This window comes from Nocardia sp. NRRL WC-3656 (assembly GCF_000720265.1).
GTDB lineage: Bacteria > Actinomycetota > Actinomycetes > Mycobacteriales > Mycobacteriaceae > Nocardia > Nocardia nova.
Window position 1 is genome coordinate 168341 of record NZ_JOJF01000007.1, and the last position, 18363, is coordinate 186703.

General features: G+C 69.0%; 18 protein-coding genes. 9 read left to right on the forward strand and 9 right to left on the reverse strand.

From position 1 onward, the window contains the following. Positions 1–51 precede the first annotated feature (51 nt). Both IG65_RS0112125 and IG65_RS0112130 read right to left on the reverse strand, forming a co-directional pair. On the reverse strand, positions 52–768 hold the full coding sequence (locus tag IG65_RS0112125; protein ID WP_030514992.1) for a TIGR03089 family protein: 717 nt from the start codon (positions 766–768) through the stop codon (positions 52–54). Continuing rightward, complete coding sequence (locus IG65_RS0112130; RefSeq protein ID WP_081879422.1) at positions 756–2201, reverse strand: LCP family protein; 1446 nt, start codon at positions 2199–2201, stop codon at positions 756–758. The genes IG65_RS0112125 and IG65_RS0112130 overlap by 13 nt, the downstream gene beginning before the upstream one ends. A 275-nt stretch (positions 2202–2476) precedes the next feature. Between IG65_RS0112130 and rfbD the strand changes: the two genes are divergently transcribed. The 3 genes from rfbD (at position 2477) to IG65_RS0112150 (ending at position 5514) form a co-directional block, all read left to right on the forward strand. Continuing rightward, on the forward strand, positions 2477–3340 hold the full coding sequence (gene rfbD / locus IG65_RS0112140) for a dTDP-4-dehydrorhamnose reductase (RefSeq protein WP_030514994.1): 864 nt from the start codon (positions 2477–2479) through the stop codon (positions 3338–3340). A 129-nt stretch (positions 3341–3469) separates the two neighbouring features. After that, positions 3470–4381, forward strand: coding sequence for a glycosyltransferase family 2 protein (locus tag IG65_RS0112145; protein WP_051755793.1), 912 nt, complete (start codon positions 3470–3472; stop codon positions 4379–4381). A gap of 32 nt (positions 4382–4413) precedes the next feature. Further along, positions 4414–5514, forward strand: coding sequence for an NDP-sugar synthase (locus IG65_RS0112150; RefSeq protein WP_030514996.1), 1101 nt, complete (start codon positions 4414–4416; stop codon positions 5512–5514). A gap of 128 nt (positions 5515–5642) precedes the next feature. Here the strand turns inward: IG65_RS0112150 and IG65_RS0112155 are convergent, their stop codons facing one another. After that, positions 5643–6080: a DUF4267 domain-containing protein gene (locus tag IG65_RS0112155; protein ID WP_030514997.1), complete on the reverse strand. Its 438-nt coding sequence runs from the start codon at positions 6078–6080 to the stop codon at positions 5643–5645. An 89-nt stretch (positions 6081–6169) separates the two neighbouring features. On the opposite strand from IG65_RS0112155, the gene IG65_RS0112160 reads away from it, so the two are divergent. Beyond that, positions 6170–6742 (forward strand): TetR/AcrR family transcriptional regulator, encoded by a 573-nt coding sequence (locus IG65_RS0112160; RefSeq protein ID WP_030514998.1) that lies wholly within the window; start codon positions 6170–6172, stop codon positions 6740–6742. A 74-nt stretch (positions 6743–6816) separates the two neighbouring features. Further along, positions 6817–8268, forward strand: a complete 1452-nt coding sequence (locus IG65_RS0112165) for an NAD(P)/FAD-dependent oxidoreductase (protein WP_030514999.1) — start codon at positions 6817–6819, stop codon at positions 8266–8268. Positions 8269–8279: 11 nt separating this feature from the next. Here the strand turns inward: IG65_RS0112165 and IG65_RS0112170 are convergent, their stop codons facing one another. From IG65_RS0112170 to IG65_RS0112190, 5 genes are all read right to left on the reverse strand, one after another. Then, entirely contained in the window at positions 8280–9200 is a 921-nt protein-coding gene (locus IG65_RS0112170) for a cation diffusion facilitator family transporter (RefSeq protein ID WP_030515000.1), read from the reverse strand. An 83-nt stretch (positions 9201–9283) separates the two neighbouring features. Further along, positions 9284–10519, reverse strand: a complete 1236-nt coding sequence (manA, locus tag IG65_RS0112175; protein WP_030515001.1) for a mannose-6-phosphate isomerase, class I — start codon at positions 10517–10519, stop codon at positions 9284–9286. Further along, positions 10519–11718 carry a hypothetical protein gene (locus tag IG65_RS0112180; protein ID WP_030515002.1) on the reverse strand — a complete coding sequence of 400 codons (1200 nt, stop codon included), beginning with the start codon at positions 11716–11718 and terminating at the stop codon, positions 10519–10521. The genes manA and IG65_RS0112180 overlap by 1 nt, the downstream gene beginning before the upstream one ends. 92 nt (positions 11719–11810) lie before the next feature. After that, positions 11811–13193, reverse strand: coding sequence for a phosphomannomutase/phosphoglucomutase (locus IG65_RS0112185; protein ID WP_030515003.1), 1383 nt, complete (start codon positions 13191–13193; stop codon positions 11811–11813). A 75-nt stretch (positions 13194–13268) separates the two neighbouring features. Continuing rightward, positions 13269–13658 carry a DUF3499 domain-containing protein gene (locus tag IG65_RS0112190; protein WP_030515004.1) on the reverse strand — a complete coding sequence of 130 codons (390 nt, stop codon included), beginning with the start codon at positions 13656–13658 and terminating at the stop codon, positions 13269–13271. 150 nt (positions 13659–13808) lie between these two features. Between IG65_RS0112190 and IG65_RS0112195 the strand changes: the two genes are divergently transcribed. Beyond that, positions 13809–14285 (forward strand): metallopeptidase family protein, encoded by a 477-nt coding sequence (locus tag IG65_RS0112195; protein ID WP_195022669.1) that lies wholly within the window; start codon positions 13809–13811, stop codon positions 14283–14285. Between the two features lie 246 nt (positions 14286–14531). Here IG65_RS0112195 and IG65_RS0112200 read toward each other — a convergent pair whose 3' ends face one another. Further along, on the reverse strand, positions 14532–14765 hold the full coding sequence (locus tag IG65_RS0112200) for a WhiB family transcriptional regulator (protein ID WP_030515006.1): 234 nt from the start codon (positions 14763–14765) through the stop codon (positions 14532–14534). A 582-nt stretch (positions 14766–15347) separates the two neighbouring features. Between IG65_RS0112200 and cofD the strand changes: the two genes are divergently transcribed. From cofD to IG65_RS0112215, 3 genes are read left to right on the forward strand one after another with little or no spacing between them, the layout of a single operon-like run. Next, positions 15348–16361 (forward strand): 2-phospho-L-lactate transferase, encoded by a 1014-nt coding sequence (gene cofD / locus IG65_RS0112205; RefSeq protein WP_231509167.1) that lies wholly within the window; start codon positions 15348–15350, stop codon positions 16359–16361. After that, on the forward strand, positions 16358–17716 hold the full coding sequence (locus IG65_RS0112210; protein ID WP_030515008.1) for a coenzyme F420-0:L-glutamate ligase: 1359 nt from the start codon (positions 16358–16360) through the stop codon (positions 17714–17716). Before cofD ends, IG65_RS0112210 begins: the two co-directional genes overlap by 4 nt. Further along, positions 17713–18231, forward strand: coding sequence for an NUDIX hydrolase (locus IG65_RS0112215; RefSeq protein ID WP_030515009.1), 519 nt, complete (start codon positions 17713–17715; stop codon positions 18229–18231). Before IG65_RS0112210 ends, IG65_RS0112215 begins: the two co-directional genes overlap by 4 nt. Positions 18232–18363 lie beyond the last annotated feature (132 nt).

An 18363-nucleotide genomic window follows, 5' to 3' on the forward strand; every position in this document is an offset into this window, starting at 1 on the left:
GAGCCGAAAACGGACCGCGGGTGGATCGCCGTGCCCTACCCGGGTAGGAGATCAGGATCGGCGAGTGGTGACGCGCTCGGCGTCGATCCGGTGCTCGAGCCGCGCCGGATCCGGGGCGGTCACCTGCACCAGCGAGGCCCCGGCCGCGTACACCGCGAGCAGTCCGTCGATCAGGTGGGCGGTGGTGTCCCAGTCGGTGGTGGACAGCACCCGGTCGCTCGCGGTGAACCCCTGCTGTTCGGCCGAGGCCCGGGCCGCGGCCACGGTCTCGGCGACGGTGGCGCCGTCGAGCGCGGCGCCCGCGCCCGACGGGTGGAATTGATCACCGTGCGCCCGCACCGACGTGGCGTAATCGGTGACGCCGACCGGCAGATCGGCGACGGGCATGCCCATAGGGTCCAGCGACAGCGCGGCCACCTCGGCGATATCACCGGCCTCGTCGATGCGTGCGGCCGAGACCAGCGCGAGCTCGGCGTCGGCGTCCGGCCGCAGCACCACCTCCGTGCCCGCCCACCAGCAGCCGAGCAGGACCGCGGCGGTCTGCCAGTGCGCGGGCAGCAGCACCGACACCCGTGCGCCCGGAGCGAGGCCGAATTCGTCGCGAATCATATTGGCGGTCTTGGCCGCCCAGTTCGCCAGCGTCAGCCCGGACAGTTCGATGCGGGCACCGGTGCTGTCGTCGTAGTGGGTGATCCGGGGCGCCGCGGGCTCGCGGGCGAGGATCGGGCCGAGCAGGGCATCGGTGAGAGTGTCGTTCAGTTCACGCATTTCGGTCCGTTCTGGCCGGCGTCGATGGGAGGCGCGGGCGGCACCGGTGTCGCGGTGCCCGAGGCCGGCGAGGTTCCGGACATATCGAACAGACTGCCGGCCGCCGAGCCCGGACCAGAGTAGTCATCGGCGAGCACTACGCGCACCGCGCCCTCCGGCACATCCGGTGCGGCGACCACGGTCAGGCCGCCGAGCGCCTCGGCGACCGCCTTCGCCTTCGGATCGGAGCTGGAGGCGGCGAGGACCCGGCTGCTGCGCACCGGCGAACCCGGCCAGTTCTCGACTGTTCCGGTGTGGAAACCCTTGCCGGTCAAGGCCTGCGCGACCTGGCCGGCCAAACCACCGGTACTGCCGGCGTTGTAGACGTCGGTGGTGACCGAACTCGGCGCCACCGCCCGGTCGTCGTCGTGCTCGTCGGTGGTGGCGCCGACCGCCGCCGCGACGAAGGATTTCACCGATTTCGGATCGACCTTCACCACGGATTCGCCGTCGGCGGTCGTCCCGTCGAGGTCCTGCACCGGAATGGTCTCGAAATTCACCTTCCCGCCGGACAGATCCTGCAGCTGATGCATGAAGGCCACCACGTCCCAGTCCTCGTCGAGCACGATCGTGCGGCCGACGGCATCGCTGAGTTCGCGCAACTTCGCGGGATTGGCGAGGATGCGCGCGTTGAGCGCCTTGTTCACCAGCGAGGCCATGAACACCTGCTGACGCACGATCCGATCCAGGTCGCCGCGCGGCAGATCGTGGCGCTGGCGTACGAAACTCAGTGCCTGCGCCCCGTTCAGGCGTTGCTGTCCGGCTGGGAAATCCGCGCCCGAGAGCGGTTCGTCCACCGCATTGTTCAGGCATACGTCCACCCCGCCGACGGCATTGGTGAGCAGCACGAATCCGAGCAGCCCGACCTCGGCGTAGTGGTCGACGGTGATCCCGGTGAGGTTGGCGACCGACTTGATCAGCGCCTGCCGGCCGGCCTGGGTGGACTTCTGCTCGATCTGGGAGTCGGACAGGCCCTGCGACGCGTATTTCTGCCGGGCGTTCTCCTTGGTCGCGCCGTAGGCGGAGTTGATCTTGCCCTTGCCGATTCCGGGGATGTCGACGTAGGAGTCGCGCGGAATCGAGATCGCGGTCGCCGAACGGCCGTCGTTGGGCACCCGGACCAGCACGATGGTGTCGGTGTTGGTGCCGACCTCGTCGCCGGCGTGCAGCATCGCCCGTTCCTGGTCGCTGAGCGGATTGCCGTGCGCGTCGGTGCGGCTGTCGATGCCGACCATCAGGATGTCGACCGCACCGTCGTGGCCGCCGCCCAGGCCGAGATTGCCGATCCGCTCGATACCGGAGATCAAGGAATCCACACTGTGCCAGCCGAAGCCGGTGACGATGAACACCACGGCCGCCGCGGCTACGGCGAGCAGTCGTCCGGGACGATTCACCCCGGGATCCGGACTCGGGCGAACGCCGCGAGCTCGCGGGATGCGGCCGCCGGGCAGTGGTGCTCCGGCGCCGCGGGGCGACGACGACGCACTTCTGTTCTGCGGCACTCCGTATTCCTTTTCCACGCTCGATCGACCCCCGTTCGAGAATCTGCCCGCGTAGCCCACCGCCTCCGATACCGGTGGCGTACCGGGGAGTTCCCGGATTCGAGGCTATCCAACCAGTGCGCCCGCACCGCTGAACCGCTGTTGGCGTGGCGTGCCAGACTTGTCGGGTGAGTCCCGATTCCCACTCCCGGCTCGTGATCACCGGTGCCGGCGGACAGCTCGGCCGGGCGTTGCGCGCGGCGGCGCCCACGGCACTCGCCCTGGGGCGTGCCGATCTCGACATCACCGACGCCGAGGCGGTGCGCGCTGTCGTGCGTCCGGGCGACGTGGTGCTCAACGGTGCCGCTTACACCGCCGTCGACGCCGCGGAGTCCGACCACGAGGCGGCGTATGCGGGCAATGTCACCGGGCCGGCGGTACTCGCCGCCGCCTGCCGCGTGGCCGATGCGCGCCTGATCCACATCTCGACCGATTACGTCTTCGACGGCACGGCCTCGGACCCGTACGAGCCGGACGACCCGACCGGACCGGCAAGTGTGTACGGCCGTACCAAACTGGCCGGTGAGCAGGCCGTGCTCGGAGAGTATCCGCAGGCCACGATCGTGCGCACGGCGTGGGTCTACACCGGTGACCGCGGCGACTTCGTGGCGACGATGCTCCGGCTCGAGGCCGAACGCGAGACGATATCGGTGGTCGATGATCAGATCGGATCGCCCACCTACGCGCCCGATCTGGCGCAGGGTCTGCTGGAACTCGTTGCGCGACAGCCGGTTCCGGGGGTACTGCACGCGAGCAACGCGGGTGCGGTCAGCCGCTTCGGGCTGGCGCGTGCGGTGTTCGCCGAACTCGGGGCCGATCCCGAGCGGGTGCGGCCCTGCGGCACCGCCGATTTCCCGAGTCCAGCACGGCGCCCGGCGTACTCGGTGCTGTCGAATCGGGCGTGGGCCGAGGCCGGGCTCACCCCGCTGCGTGAGTGGCGCGCGGCGCTCGCCGACGCGCTGGCACGCCTGTCGGATCGGGCGAAACCGTGATTCTTCCTGCTCGCCGCCGCGCGAGGCGGCGAGTGTGAGCACCGGCGCCGGCCGTCAGTCTGATAAGGCCCTGTGGGTGGCTGCGCTCGGGTACCTACTCCGGCCTCTCACCCATTAGGCTGGCCTTCCGTGAGCGCTTCGGATTCAGCCCCTTCCGCGGACCGTACCCCTCAGCTGGCGGTGGTCACCGTTACCTATTCGCCGGGCGAGCATCTCGACCACTTCATCAGCACACTCGCGACCGCCACCGCGGAGAAGCCGCAGGTGATCCTCGCCGACAACGGCTCGACCGACGGCGCTCCCGAGCTGGCCGCGGAGTCCAACGAACACGTCACGCTGCTGCGCACCGGTGGCAACATCGGTTACGGCGGCGCGGTGAACCGAGCGGTCGCCGAGCTCGATCCGGATATCGAATACGTGATCATCGCGAACCCCGATGTGCGCTGGGGTACCGATTCCATCGATCAGCTGCTGGCCGCCGCGCGGCGCTGGCCGCGAGCCGGGGCGCTCGGGCCGCTGATCCACGAGCCGGACGGCAGCATCTATCCCTCCGCGCGGCGCGTGCCCGGCCTGCTCGACGGCGCCGGCCACGCGATCCTCGGCACGGTCTGGCCGGGTAACCCGTGGACGCGCCGGTACCGGCAGGAGAACGAGGAGATCGCCGAGCGCACGGTCGGCTGGCTGTCGGGTTCGTGCCTGCTGGTCCGGCGTGACGCGTTCGACAGCATCGAGGGCTTCGACTCCCGCTACTTCATGTACATGGAGGATGTCGACTTCGGCGACCGGATGGGCAAGGCCGGCTGGCGCAACGTCTTCGTGCCGACCGCCGAGGTCACCCACGCCAAGGGACACGCGGCCGGGCGGCATCCGGAGACCATGTTGCCCGCCCACCACGCCTCCGCCTATCGTTTCCAGGCCGACCGCCATCCGCACTGGTGGCAGGCCCCGCTGCGCTGGGCGTTGCGGGCCGGACTTGCGATTCGCTGCAAACTTGCGGTTCGATCTGCGCTGCGCGAGCGCGACCGCGAAGCGCAGCGATAACGCGTGGACCGAACCTGAACAGGGGAAGACTGATGCCGGACAATTCGGGAGGGAGCGGCGTGGATACCGCAACTGACGCCGTGATCCTGGTCGGTGGCCAGGGCACCCGGCTGCGCCCGCTGACGCTGTCGGCGCCGAAACCGATGCTGCCGGTCGCCGGTCTACCGTTCCTGCATCACCTGCTGGCCCGGATCGCCGATGCCGGCATCACTCATGTGGTGCTGGGCACTTCGTTCAAGGCCGAGGTCTTCGAGGAGCATTTCGGCGACGGAGCCGAGCTCGGCCTCGACCTCGAATACGTCACCGAGACCGAGCCGCTCGGAACCGGCGGAGGCATCCGCAACGTGCTGCCGAAGCTGCGCGCCGACAACGTGATGGTCTTCAACGGTGACGTCCTCGGCGGCGCCGATCTGGGTGCCGTGCTCGATACGCACGCCTCGACCCGTGCCGATGTGACCCTGCATCTGGTCCGGGTCGGTGATCCGCGCGCGTTCGGTTGCGTACCCACCGACGAGACCGGCCGGGTCACCGCGTTCCTGGAGAAGACCCAGGATCCGCCGACCGACCAGATCAACGCCGGCTGCTACGTCTTCCGCCGCGAGTACATCGAGAAGATCCCGAGTGGCCGTCCGGTATCGGTCGAGCGCGAGGTGTTCCCGTCGCTGCTGGCCGAGGGCGCCCACATTCAGGGCCATGTCGATGCCTCGTATTGGCGCGATATGGGTACGCCCGAGGATTTCGTGCGCGGGTCCGCCGATCTGGTGCGCGGCATCGCGCCTTCTCCGGCGCTGCCGGGGCAGCGCGGCGAATCACTGGTTCATCCCGGTGCCGGCGTCGCGCCGGGTGCGCTGCTGATCGGCGGCACGGTGGTGGGCCGCGGCGCCGAGGTCGGCGCCGGTGCGCGGCTGGACGGTGCGGTGCTGTTCGACGGTGCCCGGGTCGAGGCCGGCGCCACCGTGGAGCGCTCGATCATCGGATTCGGCGCGCGCATCGGTCCGCGAGCGCTGGTCCGCGACGCCGTGATCGGTGACGGCGCCAGCGTCGGCGCCCGCTGTGAGCTGCTGCGCGGCGCCCGCATCTGGCCGGGCGTGGATCTGCCCGACGGCGGGATCCGCTTCTCCACCGACGTCTAGTTCCGGTCGTCGCTCCAGGGCTGTGCATCGGCCGTGCTGTGCATCGGCCCGTGCTGTGAATCGACGAGGCCGCCCGTGCATTCGCACGGGCGGCCTTTGTCGTTGTAGCGGCCGAGAACTCCCTACGACTATTGCGAGACAGCGGTGACCGGCACCGCTGCGACGGTGTCGCGGGACGACTCCGCCGAACGCTCGCGCACGAGCAGCACGCCGGTGGCCGCGACCAAAGCTGCGGTCAGGCCGTGCACGCTCAGCGCGGTGGTCACCGAACCGTGGTTGTTCAGCACCGTCAGCATGTCGCCGACCGGGGTCACCGCGACGGCGAGCATCGCGATACCGAGGGCGAAGCGCTGCCGCGTCAGCAGCAGCGCCAGCAGCACCACGCCGGAGCTGATATCGCGGACTCCCTTCAGTGTCATGAAGGCCGACGACTCTCCCTGCGGCCAGGCCGGAAGCCCGAAACCGGGTGCCATGGAATTCGGTGCGAGGACGTAGCCGAGGCCGATGTACAGGATGAAGGCGACGCCGATCAGGACGAGGGCGGTGGCGATGCGAGTACGCGTCATTGTCTTGCTCCAAAATCTAGCGTTGCTAACCGATGAGTTCGATCGTAAGTGGTGATCGCTAACTTGTCTAGCGTTGCTAGAATTCCGGTATGACGGTTCAGGAACGCAAGGAACGCGAACGTGCCCAGCGCCGGCAGGCGATCATCGACAGTGCACGTGAACTGGCCGAATCCGACGGCTGGGATGCGGTGACCGTGCGCCGGCTCGCCGAACGCATCGAATACAGCCAGCCCGTGCTCTACAGCCATTTCTCGGGAAAGCGAGCGATCGTCTCGGCTGTCGCCGAGGAGGGGATCGCCCTGCTCAGAGATGTCCTGCGGGCCGCGCACGAACAGGCCGACGGCCCCGACGCCGCGATGGAGGCGGTCGCCCGGGCCTATCTGCACTTCGCCGCCGACAACCCCGCCCTCTACGACGCCATGTTCGTTCAGGACACCGAACTGCCCTTCGGTCCCGACGCCCCGCAGACACTGCGCGACTGCTTCGAGGAACTCGAGCGACTCTTCCGCCCGCGCGTCCCCGACGACGAATCCGGGGCGTACACCGAAGTGTTCTGGAGCGCACTGCACGGGATGGCGGCATTGGACCGAAGCGGTCGCCTGCGCCCCGACCTGTGGGAACAACGCATGCACGTCCTCATGCGCTGGGGCACTCGCAGTTGACGTGCCATCTGCCGTAGCCGGTCGGTGCGCCGGGATGCCGTGTAGCCCTTGGTTTTCTCCCTAAGGTGGTGATCATGGCGGATGCGGTGGTGGTCGGCTCCGGGCCCAACGGTCTGGCCGCGGCGGTGCTGCTGGCCCGCGCGGGACTCGAGGTGGAGGTATTCGAAGCCGCGGATCATGCCGGTGGCGGCTGCCGTACCGCCGAGCTCACCCTGCCCGGATATCACCACGACGTGTGTGCGGGCGCGCATCCGATGGCGCGGGCATCCCCGTTCTTCCGCGCCTTCGATCTCGGCGCGCACGGCGTCGAACTGGCGACTCCCGAGATCTCCTACGGACATCCGCTCGACGGCGGGGTGGCCGCGGCGGCCTGGCGGGATCTGGATCGGACGGTCGAGGATCTGGGCCGCGACGGCGCGGCATGGCGGCGCCTGTTCGCCCCGCTGGTGCGACAGTGGGAGGCGGTGGTGGAGCTGGGGATGTCGGACCTGCGCCATATCCCTCGTGATCCGCTGTCCGCCGTGCGCTTCGGGCGCCGGCTGCTCGAGCAGGCATCGCCGATGTGGGACCTGCGTTTTCGCGAGGAGCGCGCAGCGGCACTGTTCACCGGGGTGAGTGCGCACGCCATCATGCCGCCGCGGCAGTTCGCGGCGGCCGGGGTGGCGCTGCTGCTGGGCACCCTCGGTCATGTGGGTGGCTGGCCGATTCCGCGCGGCGGCTCACAGGCCATCGTCGATGTGCTGATCGCCGATCTGGAGCGGCACGGCGGACGCGTCCACACCGGGCACCGCGTCGATTCCCTGGACGAATTCGCCGGTGTGCGAACGGTTCTGCTCGACACCGCGCCGACGGAACTGCTGCGGATCGCGCGGGTTCCCACGGCATATCGAAACCGGCTGCAGCGCTATCGATTCGGCGGCGCTGCCTGCAAGGTGGATTTCGCGCTCTCGGGTCCGGTGCCGTGGCAGGCGCCGGAGCTGGCGGCCGCGGGCACCGTGCACGTCGTCGGCACGCGAGCCGAGGCGATGGCCGTCGAACGTCTCGTCGCGTCGGGACGCCATGCCGATCGGCCCTACGTCCTGGTGATTCAGCCGGGCGTGGTCGATTCGTCCCGGGCGCCCGGCCACAACCACACGCTCTACGCCTACGCCCATGTACCCCACGGATCCGGCCGCGACGTGAGTCCCGAAGTCGTCGCGCAACTCGAACGCTTCGCCCCCGGCTTCCGTGACCTGATCCAGGCCACCCATGTGCGCCCGGCCGCACACATGCCCGCGCACAACGCCAACTACGTCGGCGGCGATATCGCGGCCGGCGCGATGACGCCGGCGCAGACGATCTTTCGCCCGACGCCGCGCTGGAACCCTTATGCCACACCGCTTCCCGGTGTGTACCTGTGCTCCGCGGCGACCCCGCCGGGGCCCGGCGTGCACGGCATGTGCGGCATGCACGCCGCGACTCGTGCGCTGCGCGAACGGTTCGGCATCCGCCTCGACCCGGCCGTCCTGCTCGGCGCGACGAGCTGAACCGGAAGGACCTACACCGGCTGGGTGCGGTACAGATCGGGTTCGATGTACATGACCCGGGCGGCGGGGACGGCGGCCCGCACCCGGGCTTCGGCGTCGTCGATCGCGGTGGCGATATCGGCGATCTCGAGTCCGGGCACGATCGACACCTTCGCCGCGACGAGCATCTCCTCCGGGCCGAGGTATTCGGTGCGCAGGTGGATGACCCGGTCGATGCGCTCGCCGTCGACCAGATTCGCGCGGATCGCCGCGTCCTGCGCGGGCGTCGCGCCCTCACCGATCAGCAGGCTCTTCATCTCCACGATCAGCACGACCGCGATGACACCGAGCAGCACGCCGATGCCGAGGGTGCCGATACCGTCCCAGATCGCGTTGTCGGTCACCACGGTCAGTACCACGGCGACCAGCGCGATCAGCAGGCCGATCAGCGCACCGGTGTCCTCGAGCAGCACCACCGGGAGTTCCGGGCTGCGCGAATTGCGGATGAACCGCCACCAGCTCGCCCCCTCGCGCAGGGGCGAGGACTCCCGCATCGCGGTCATGAAGCTGTAGCCCTCCAGCGCGGCCGCGATACCCAGGATCACGATCGCCACCGCGGGAGAGGTCAGTTCCTCCGGATGCTGGATCTTGTGCACACCCTCGTAGATGGCGTACATCGAGCCGAGCGAGAACAGCACCAGCGCCACGACGAACGAGTAGAAGTAGCGGTTGCGCCCGTAGCCGAACGGATGCAGGTCGTCGGCCTCCTGCTCGGCACGTTTCTGCCCGAGCAGCAGTAGTCCCTGATTACCGGTGTCGGCCACCGAGTGCACGGCCTCGGCCAGCATCGAGCCGGAACCGGTGATCGCGGCGCCGACGAATTTCGCCACCGCGATACCGGCATTCGCGCTCAACGCCGCGAAGATCGCCTTCTTTCCGCCACCAGCAGACATGGTGCAGCCCCGGTCCTTCCGTCCCCGGCGCTCGCCGGTAGATGTCCGATTTGTTCGATCAATCTACTAAAGCGGCCGCGCGCTCACTCGCCCACACACGCGCAGAACAATTGCGCCGGGCCGCCGAGGGCCCGTGCCTGGATATCGGTATCGGTGGCCGAGATCCACGCGGCGCTTCCGGCCGCGATCGGCAATTCGCTCCCGGCCTGCGACAGCAGGACGGTGCCGGCGGTCACCAGCATGATGCCCGGTCCGACGCGCGGGATGTCGACCGCCGCGGCGTCCTCGGACAGTTCGAAGCGGCGCAGCGCGAATTCCGGTGCGCGCGTGGGATACCGGAACGAGTGCGCATCGACCGGTTCGGGTTCGATGATCGGCGCCCGCAGCGGTTCGAAATCCAGCACGCGCAGCAGTTCGGGCACATCGACATGCTTGGGAGTGAGCCCCCCGCGCAGCACATTGTCCGAATTGGCCATGATTTCGACGCCGATGCCGCGCAGGTAGGCGTGCAGACTGCCGGCGGCCAGGAACAGGCCCTGTCCGGGTTCGAGGGTCAATCGGTTCAGCAGCAGGGCGGCCAGGACCCCGGCATCACCGGGATACGCCTCGGCCAGTTCCAGCGTGGTGCGCGCCTCGGCCGCGAATTCCTTGGCCAGTCCGGGGGGTTCGAGTGGGTCGACCTGTTTGAGATAGCGCACACATCCGTCGAGGACCTTGGGCAGCAGTGTGGCCAGCATGGCCTGCGGCAAGGTGATCCAGGTGGTGAACAGCGTGCGCAGGCCGCCCGAGTCCGGCTGGGCGGCAAGCAGTTCGGTGTACTGCACCAGTTCCGGCACGGCCAGCGAGTTCAGCAGGTCGACGGTGCGCAGCGGGTCGCGGAAGCCGGCCAGCGCCTCGAAACGGTCGAGTGCCACCACCAGTTCGGGTTTGTGGGAGTCGTCGCGGTAGTTGCGCATCGGGGAATCCAGCGGCACCCGCGTGTGATTCTCCCGTTCGAATCCGTAGCGGGCCTGATCTGCGCTGGGATGTGCCTGCAGTGAGAGCGGTTCCTCGGCGGCCAGGATCTTCAGCAGGAACGGCAGGCGCCCGCCGAATGCCGCCGCGACCGCACCCAACTCCCGGTTCGGCTCGGCCTCGAGCAGTTCCAGCAGCGAGCGGCCGGCGCCGTCGGCGAGGACCTTCGCCGGGTCGGCGGGGTGGGCGCCGAACCACAATTCGGCTTCGGGATGAGGGGAGGGAACCTCCCGACCGCACAGCTGAGCGAGGGCGGTGCGAGATCCCCAGGCATAGGAACGCAACGCACCAACGAGTTCGTGCACTAGTAGTGGCCCCCGTCGTAGTGGGCGGGACTGCTCGTGGCTGGGGGGCCGCCGAGCAGACGCAGATACGCGGCGGCCATTTCCAGCCGCAGTACCAGCACCGCCAGTTGTTCGAGCTCACTGCCGCGCCCGGCCGCGGGCGCCTGAGGCTCGCTCGCCCCGGCCTCGCGCGGCACACTCGCCTCGGTTCGCATCAGTTCGATGTCGACGTTGACCAGATCGGCGTCGACGATGCCCGCGCCCGCGCCGAAGACGGCCAGCCGGCGCCGGGCCGCGACCTGGTCGCCGTCGGCGCTCACCACGAACACCCGGGCCCGATCGACCGGCGCCGGCCCGTCCAGCTGCTCGTCGTGGAACAGCGGGTCGTAACCGGGTGCGGTGGCCTCGGCGGATTCGATCAGCCGGGCGTTCGCGGCCACGGCCTCGGTGAGGTCGACGGCGGCCGCGATCTGTCCCGCGCTCTGCAACAGCACCTCGGCGCCGTGCTCGGCCACGACCGCGGCGGCGGGGGAATCACCGGTCAGCACCAGCCGCCGTTCCCGCATCCGCGCGGCGAGGGTTTTGGCGGGGTTGTGGAAGACCTCGTGGTGCGGTCTGTCGCGCAGGGCCTCGGCGTCGAGTGCGTCGGCGAGTTCGTCGAGGTTCGGCACCAGCGGTCCGATATGCGTCGGATCGATCGCCTGCAGCACCGCGATCCCGACGGCGACGAAGCGCAGAATCCGGTTGTGGTCCAGCACCCGCACCCGCGGCGGCAGCATGGCCGCGCGTCCGGCGGCCGCGGCCCGCATCGGGCCTTCGTCGGGCGCGGCGACCACGACTTCGGCGCCGCGGTGCAGCGCGCGGTCGACGGCGCCGGTCAGTCGCGGATCGGCCGAGTCGTCGCCGGCCACGACCACCACATCCAGCGAACCGACCCACTGCGGAATCGTGGTGGCGCTGATGATGGGCAGCCCCGCGCGGTCGCCGAACGCGGCCTGCAGCAGAGTGGCCGCGCGGGCCGCGCGCCCGGTGCCGGAGACCAGCACCAGACTTCGCGGCCGCAGCCCGTCGAGCCGGATGAGCGCGTTTTCGGCGACGGCGGCCGCTGTGGCACGCACCTGGGCGCCCCCCGAGGCGGCCGAACGCAAAATTCCCCCGGAATCAGCGGCCTCCAACGAGGCGACGTCATCGAGGTCGAGTACGGGTGTCCCTGCGATCATCGGGCGTTGCCACCTCCCCTCAATCGGGTCACCACGCCGGGGGATGTCGTTGTCCCCGGGCGAATCCAAGCCCTGTGATTCCACTATTCCAGTCAGCCGCGCACGATGCTCAGAATCTCGGTTACGAGTGCGTCTACTTCCTCCTGCGAACGGGCCTCGACGTTGAGTCGCAACAGCGGCTCGGTGTTGGATGCGCGCAGATTGAACCACGCCTGTCCGGGCAGCCGCACGGTCACGCCGTCGAGCCGGTCCACCGATTGCGCGCGCCCTTCGAATGCGGTGACCACCGCCAGGGTTCGGTCCTGCGCATCCGCCACTGTGGAGTTGATCTCCCCGGAGGCCGCGTACGTCGCATACGAGGACGCGAGCTCCGACATCGGCCGGTCCTTCTCACCCAGGGCAGCCAGCACGTGCAGAGCGGCCAGCATACCGGAGTCGGCACCCCAGAAGTCACGGAAGTAGTAGTGCGCGGAATGCTCGCCGCCGAAGATCGCGCCGGTCGAGGCCATCTGCTGCTTGATGAAGGAATGGCCGACGCGGGTGCGGACCGGCGTGCCGCCGAGTTCGGTGACCAGTTCGGGTACGGCCTGTGAGGTGATCAGGTTGTGAATGATCGTGGCGCCCGGCTCTTTCGCCAGTTCGCGCTCCGCGACCAGCGCGGTGATCGCGGAGGGGGAGACCGGTTCGCCGCGCTCGTCGACGACGAAGCAGCGGTCGGCGTCACCGTCGAACGCCAGCCCGATGTCGGCGCCGGTCTCTCGGACGTACTTCTGCAGGTCGACCAGGTTCTTCGGATCCAGCGGGTTCGCCTCGTGATTGGGGAACGATCCGTCGAGTTCGAAGTAGAGCGGGGCGATGGTCAGTTGCGGCACGCCGCCCAGCACGGCCGGGACCGTATAGCCGCCCATGCCGTTGCCCGCGTCCACGGCGATCTTCAGCGGCCGGATCGCGCCGAGATCGACCAGGCCGCGCAGGAATTCGGCGTAGGCCTCGAGCAAGTTCTGCTCGGTGGCGGTGCCGCGGGTTCCCGGCCCGGCGGGTACGCCGTCGACGAGTTCCTCGGCGATGGTCGCGAGCCCGGTCTCCTGGCCGACCGGCAGCGCGTTGGCCCGGCACAACTTGATGCCGTTGTAGCGGGCGGGGTTGTGACTGGCGGTGAACATCGCCCCGGGGCACTGCAGATGGCCGGAGGCGAAGTAGAGCTCGTCGGTGGAGGCGAGCCCGATGTGGACCACGTCGAGCCCCTGATCGAGGACGCCGTCGGCGAAGGCGGCGCCCAGTTCCGGGGAGGAGTCGCGCATATCGTGACCGATGACGATGCGCGTGGCGGGGGTGGCGTCGGTGCGCATCAGCCGGGCGAAGGCCGCGCCCACGTCGCGGACGAATTCCGCGTCGATCTGCTCTCCGACAACCCCGCGAACGTCGTATGCCTTGACAACTGCGTGAACGGACTCGGCAGACCGGGCGACTGTCATGACCAACACCCTAATAGGGCCGCGGGCCCGGCCGGGCTTCAGGCCGGTCGCGCGTGTGGCGCGTGCGGTGCGGGCTCAGTTCGGGGGATCGGGCAGCACCCGGAGATGGCCGCGGCGGCCGGTGCGGCCGGGCCGCTGGGGTCGCGCCGGCGGCGGGGAGTAATCGCTGTAGCCGCGCTGCTCGGGTTCCGGCGCGCGCCGGCGCATGCCGGCTTCGCGGACGGCCTCGGCCAGTGCGGTCAGGTCGTCGTCGTCCGGTGTGCTGGAGGAGAATCCACCTTCGTGCCGGACCAGTTCCCAGCCCTTGGGGGCGGTGATGCGGGAGCCGTGGGTTTCGCACAGATCCCAGGAGTGCGGTTCGGCGACGGTGGCGAGGGGGCCGACGACTGCGGTGGAGTCCGAGTAGACATACGTGAGCGTCGCGACGGCCGGATTCTTGCAGCCTGGGCGGCAGCAACGACGCATGGGAATCACATCCAGCAGACTAACCCCCCACGCCGTGTGTCGCAGACAGACACGCGGGCCGGTGCCCGGCCGGTTCGGGGCGCGCGGGTGCTCCGGCTCCGGGGAGAGCACGTGGCCGCGCTCTCGGCGCGGTGACTACTGTCGCAAGGTATGACCCGATCGAAGAGGCGGCCGGTGACGACCCGTTCGGTGGTTCGCCGCGGGCGCGGTGTGCGCGGACCGATGCTGCCGCCGTCGGCGCCCGCGCGCCGCACCCGCGGCCAGCAGTTCGACCGGCTGGTTTTGGAGGCGTTCGCCCCTCTGGACGCCCGCTGGCACGATCGCCTGACCAAACTCGACATCGCGGTCGACGACGTCCCGAAGATCCGCCCGCTGCACCCGGATTCGGTCACCTGGCCCGATGAGGTGGTCGCCGACGGCCCGGTCCCGCTCTCCCGCCTGGTTCCGGCCGGAGTGGACCGCCACAACGTAGCCACCCGAGCCCGAGTGGTCCTGTTCCGCAAACCCCTCGAACTCCGTGCCCACGACCCGGAAGACCTCCTGGACCTCCTCCGCGAAGTCCTGGTCCAGCAGATAGCCACCTATCTGGGCGTCGACCCGGAGATCATCGACCCGACAGGGGAGTAGGCGCGGAAGAACTGCCGGTCACCGCGTTCGCCGATGAGAACGAACGCCGGGCGACTCACTTCCCGTCGCCCGCCCCGCTCCGCCGAAGCGAAGCGAGGCGAACGGGGTGACCGGACAACAGATTTCGTGAGCACATGGGTAACTCACCGGGTACATCCAGAACCCGACCAGGCCCACGACCGCCGGCCCGAAGCGAACCTCCCCCGGCTCTCACGGCACGCAAAATATCCGGAGAGGCGGGTGAGCTCAGCTGATGCCGCGCTTGAGGCGGCGGCGTTCGCGTTCGGACAGGCCGCCCCAGATACCGAACCGCTCATCGTGCGCGAGTGCGTACTCCAGGCACTCGTCGCGTACCTCGCAGCCCATGCAGATCCGTTTGGCTTCCCTTGTGGAGCCGCCTTTTTCGGGGAAGAAGGCTTCCGGATCGGTTTGGGCGCACAGCGCCCGTTCCTGCCACTGTTCTTCGATGGTGTCGAACATCGCATCGAAGTCGGTGACGATGAGACTCAGCTGCGGTGGTTCGGGTTTGCGCTGGGCGCGCGCCCACTGCCCTCCCTGTGGAGTTCTGTTGAGCGATCCCGATTCGTTGTTCACCGTGCTGCCCCCCTCTCGTTCGTCGTTCCGGCTGTCAGCGCAGTCGCTTGGTGCTGCGCATGCTGTGGAATCGGTTTGCGATACACCGCCCGGAATGCCCGACGGGGCCAGCTCCTCGGCCATCGCTCCGCCTCCTCACTGTGTGTTAGCGCAGAATGATTTTTCCGTCGGACCGGACGTGCCCACCGACGGTCCCACACCGCGACGTAGTCCCGCGGACATCCCCGAGCTTGTCGTTCCGATGCGAACATGCGTTCGAAACGCGGTCTGCGCCAAAGGCTCTCGCGCGGACCCGGAATGACATGTCTGTGATTAGACACGCCGGACGCGCCGATGGTCAAGCTGCCGACACAATTCCGTTACTATCCGAGGCCGCCTTCGGCGCGGTTCGGTAACCGCGAAGTAGCAAATGACCAGCAAATACGCACTCGAACACCCGCTTCCGGGCACCGCATAGGCTGTGCGGATGTGACTGGAGAACAAGCGGACATCGCGGCCGAGATCGAGCGGATTGATCGTAAACCGCGCATTGCGGTGTTGGTCGGTGGAGTCGGCGGCGCGCGCTTCTTACAAGGTGTGCGGGAACTGCTGCCGGACGCGGATGTAACGGCGCTGGTGAACGTCGGCGACGACGTCTGGATGCACGGTTTACGCATCTGTCCCGACCTGGACACCTGCATGTACACGCTGGGTGGGGGTATCGATACCGAGCGCGGCTGGGGGCGCGTCGGGGAAACCTGGCACGCCAAGGAGGAACTGGCGAAATACCACGCGCAACCGGATTGGTTCGGGCTCGGAGATCGCGATATCGCGACGCATCTGGTGCGCAGTGAAATGCTGCGCGCGGGATACCCGCTCTCGGCGGTTACCGAAGCGCTGTGCAATCGCTGGCAGCCCGGTGTGAAACTTCTCCCGGCGACCGACGATCGCTGCGAAACCCATGTTGTGATCAGTGACCCCGACAACCCTGGCGAACGCCGCGCGATTCATTTCCAGGAGTGGTGGGTGCGGTACCGAGCAAACGTCGAGACCCATGGATTCGTCACAATCGGGGCGGATCAAGCCAAACCCGCCCCTGGTGTGACGGAAATCATAGAGGCTGCTGATGTGGTGCTGCTGGCGCCCTCGAACCCCGTGGTGAGCATCGGTGCGATCCTCGCCGTGCCGGGTATCCGGGGCGCTCTGCGGACCACCTCCGCCAAAGTCGTCGGTTTATCGCCCGTGATCGGGGGAAAACCCTTGCGCGGCATGGCCGATGAATGCCTCGAGGTGATCGGCGTGGAAACCTCGGCCGAGGCCATCGGACGACACTTCGGCGCCCGGTCCGACACCGGCATCCTCGACGGCTGGCTGATCCACTCGACCGACGAGGCCGACGTACCGGGTGTGGAGGTGCGCAGCGTGCCGCTGCTGATGACCGATCCGGCCGCCACCGCCGCGATGGTGCGGGCAGCGCTCGATCTCGCGGGAGTGCCGGCATGAGCGATCAGGGGCGAAACACCGATCACGCGCCCGGCGGGGAGATCCGGATCATCCCGGTGCCGGGTCTGCCGGAATTCCGGCCGGGCGACGATGTCGCGGAACATATTGCGGCCCAGGCTCCTTGGCTCGCCGACGGGGACGTGCTGGTCGTGACCAGCAAGATCGTCGCCAAGGCCGAGGGGCGCATCGTCGAGGCGCCGCGGGATCCGGACGAGCGCGACGCGGTGCGACGGAAACTGGTCGATGCCGAGGCGGTGCGGGTGCTGGCGCGCAAGGGCCGCACCCTCATCACCGAGAATCACATCGGCATCGTGCAGGCCGCTTCCGGCGTGGACGGCTCGAATGTGGAACAGGGCGAATTGGTCCTGCTGCCAACCGATCCCGACGCCAGTGCGAAGGCGTTGCGGGCGGCATTGGCCCAGCGCCTCGGCGTCGACGTCGCGGTGGTGATCACCGACACCATGGGTCGCGCCTGGCGCATCGGGCAGACCGATGCCGCGATCGGCGCCGCCGGCCTGCGCGTCGTGCACGACTACGCCGGCGCGGTCGACGGGCAGGGTAACGAGTTGCAGGTCACCCAGGTGGCGGTGGCCGACGAACTCGCTGCCGCGGCGGATCTCGCGAAGGGCAAGCTGGGCGGGGTGCCGGTCGCGGTCGTGCGCGGGCTGACTCCGCACGACGACGGATCCACCGCCAAGGATCTGCTGCGCGGCGGCGAGGAGGATCTGTTCTGGCTCGGCACCGCCGAGGCGATCGAGCGTGGCCACCGGGAAGCGCTGCTGCTGCGCCGCTCGGTGCGGACCTTCGCCGATACCCCGGTCGATCCCGAGGTGATCCGGGCCGCGGTCGGCGACGCGCTCACCGCGCCGGCGCCGCACCACACCCGGCCGGTTCGCTTCGTCTGGGTGCGGCAGCCGGAGCTGCGCGCGCGACTGCTGAATGCGATGGCGGCGCAATGGCGCACCGACCTCGGTGGCGACGGCCTCGATCCCGAGCGGGTGGAGCGCCGGGTCGCGCGCGGCCGGATCCTGTTCGACGCCCCCGAGGTGATCATCCCGTTCTGTGTCCCCGACGGCGCGCACGACTATCCGGACGAGCGCCGCCGTGCCGCCGAGTCGACCATGTTCACCGTCGCGGTGGGCGCGGCTGTGCAGGGACTGCTGGTCGGCCTGGCCACGCGGGGCGTCGGCAGCTGCTGGATCGGCTCGACCATCTTCGCGCCCGAGGTGACGCGTGAGGTGCTGGGGCTGGCGCCGGACTGGAATCCATTGGGCGCCATAGCCATCGGCTATCCCGAGGAGGAGCTTTCGCCGCGCCCGCCGCGCGAGGCGGGAACGGGTCTGGTCGAGTTGTGAGTACCGAGTCGCTGCACGCCTCGGCCACCGAGCTGCTCGAAAACTGGAAGCCCGCGACGCATCCGGAACAGTCCGTGCGAGAGGCCATGCTGGCGTTCCTGGGGTCGGCGCCGCGCGGATGTCTGCGCGAACACGCACCCGGCCACATCACCGCGTCGGCGGTGGTGTTCTCCCACGACGAGCGTGAGGTGCTGTTGACGCTGCACCCGCGGGTCGGCCGGTGGATCCAGCTGGGCGGTCACTGCGAGCCGGGGGACGAGACCGTCGTCGACGCCGCGTTGCGGGAGGCGACCGAGGAGTCCGGGATCGCCGGGCTGGAGGTCGAACCCGGCCTGTACGGCGCGCAGGCCCATCCGATCACCTGCTCGCTGGGGGTGCCGACCCGCCATCTGGATCTGCTGTTCAAGATCCGCGCTCCGCGCGGCGCGGTGCCGGTGCGCAGTGCGGAGTCGACGGATCTGCGGTGGTGGCCGGTCGACGCGCTCCCCGCCGATTCGGACGTGCTGTTGCGCTGATCCAGCTTTCACCGGCGGGACGGGTCGACGAACGAAATCCGTCCCGCCCGGCCGTCGCGCGGTCACAACGCGTTTACAAATCGGCAAAAATGTATAGACACCCGACAGGCATCGGCATATTGTCCACGGTAA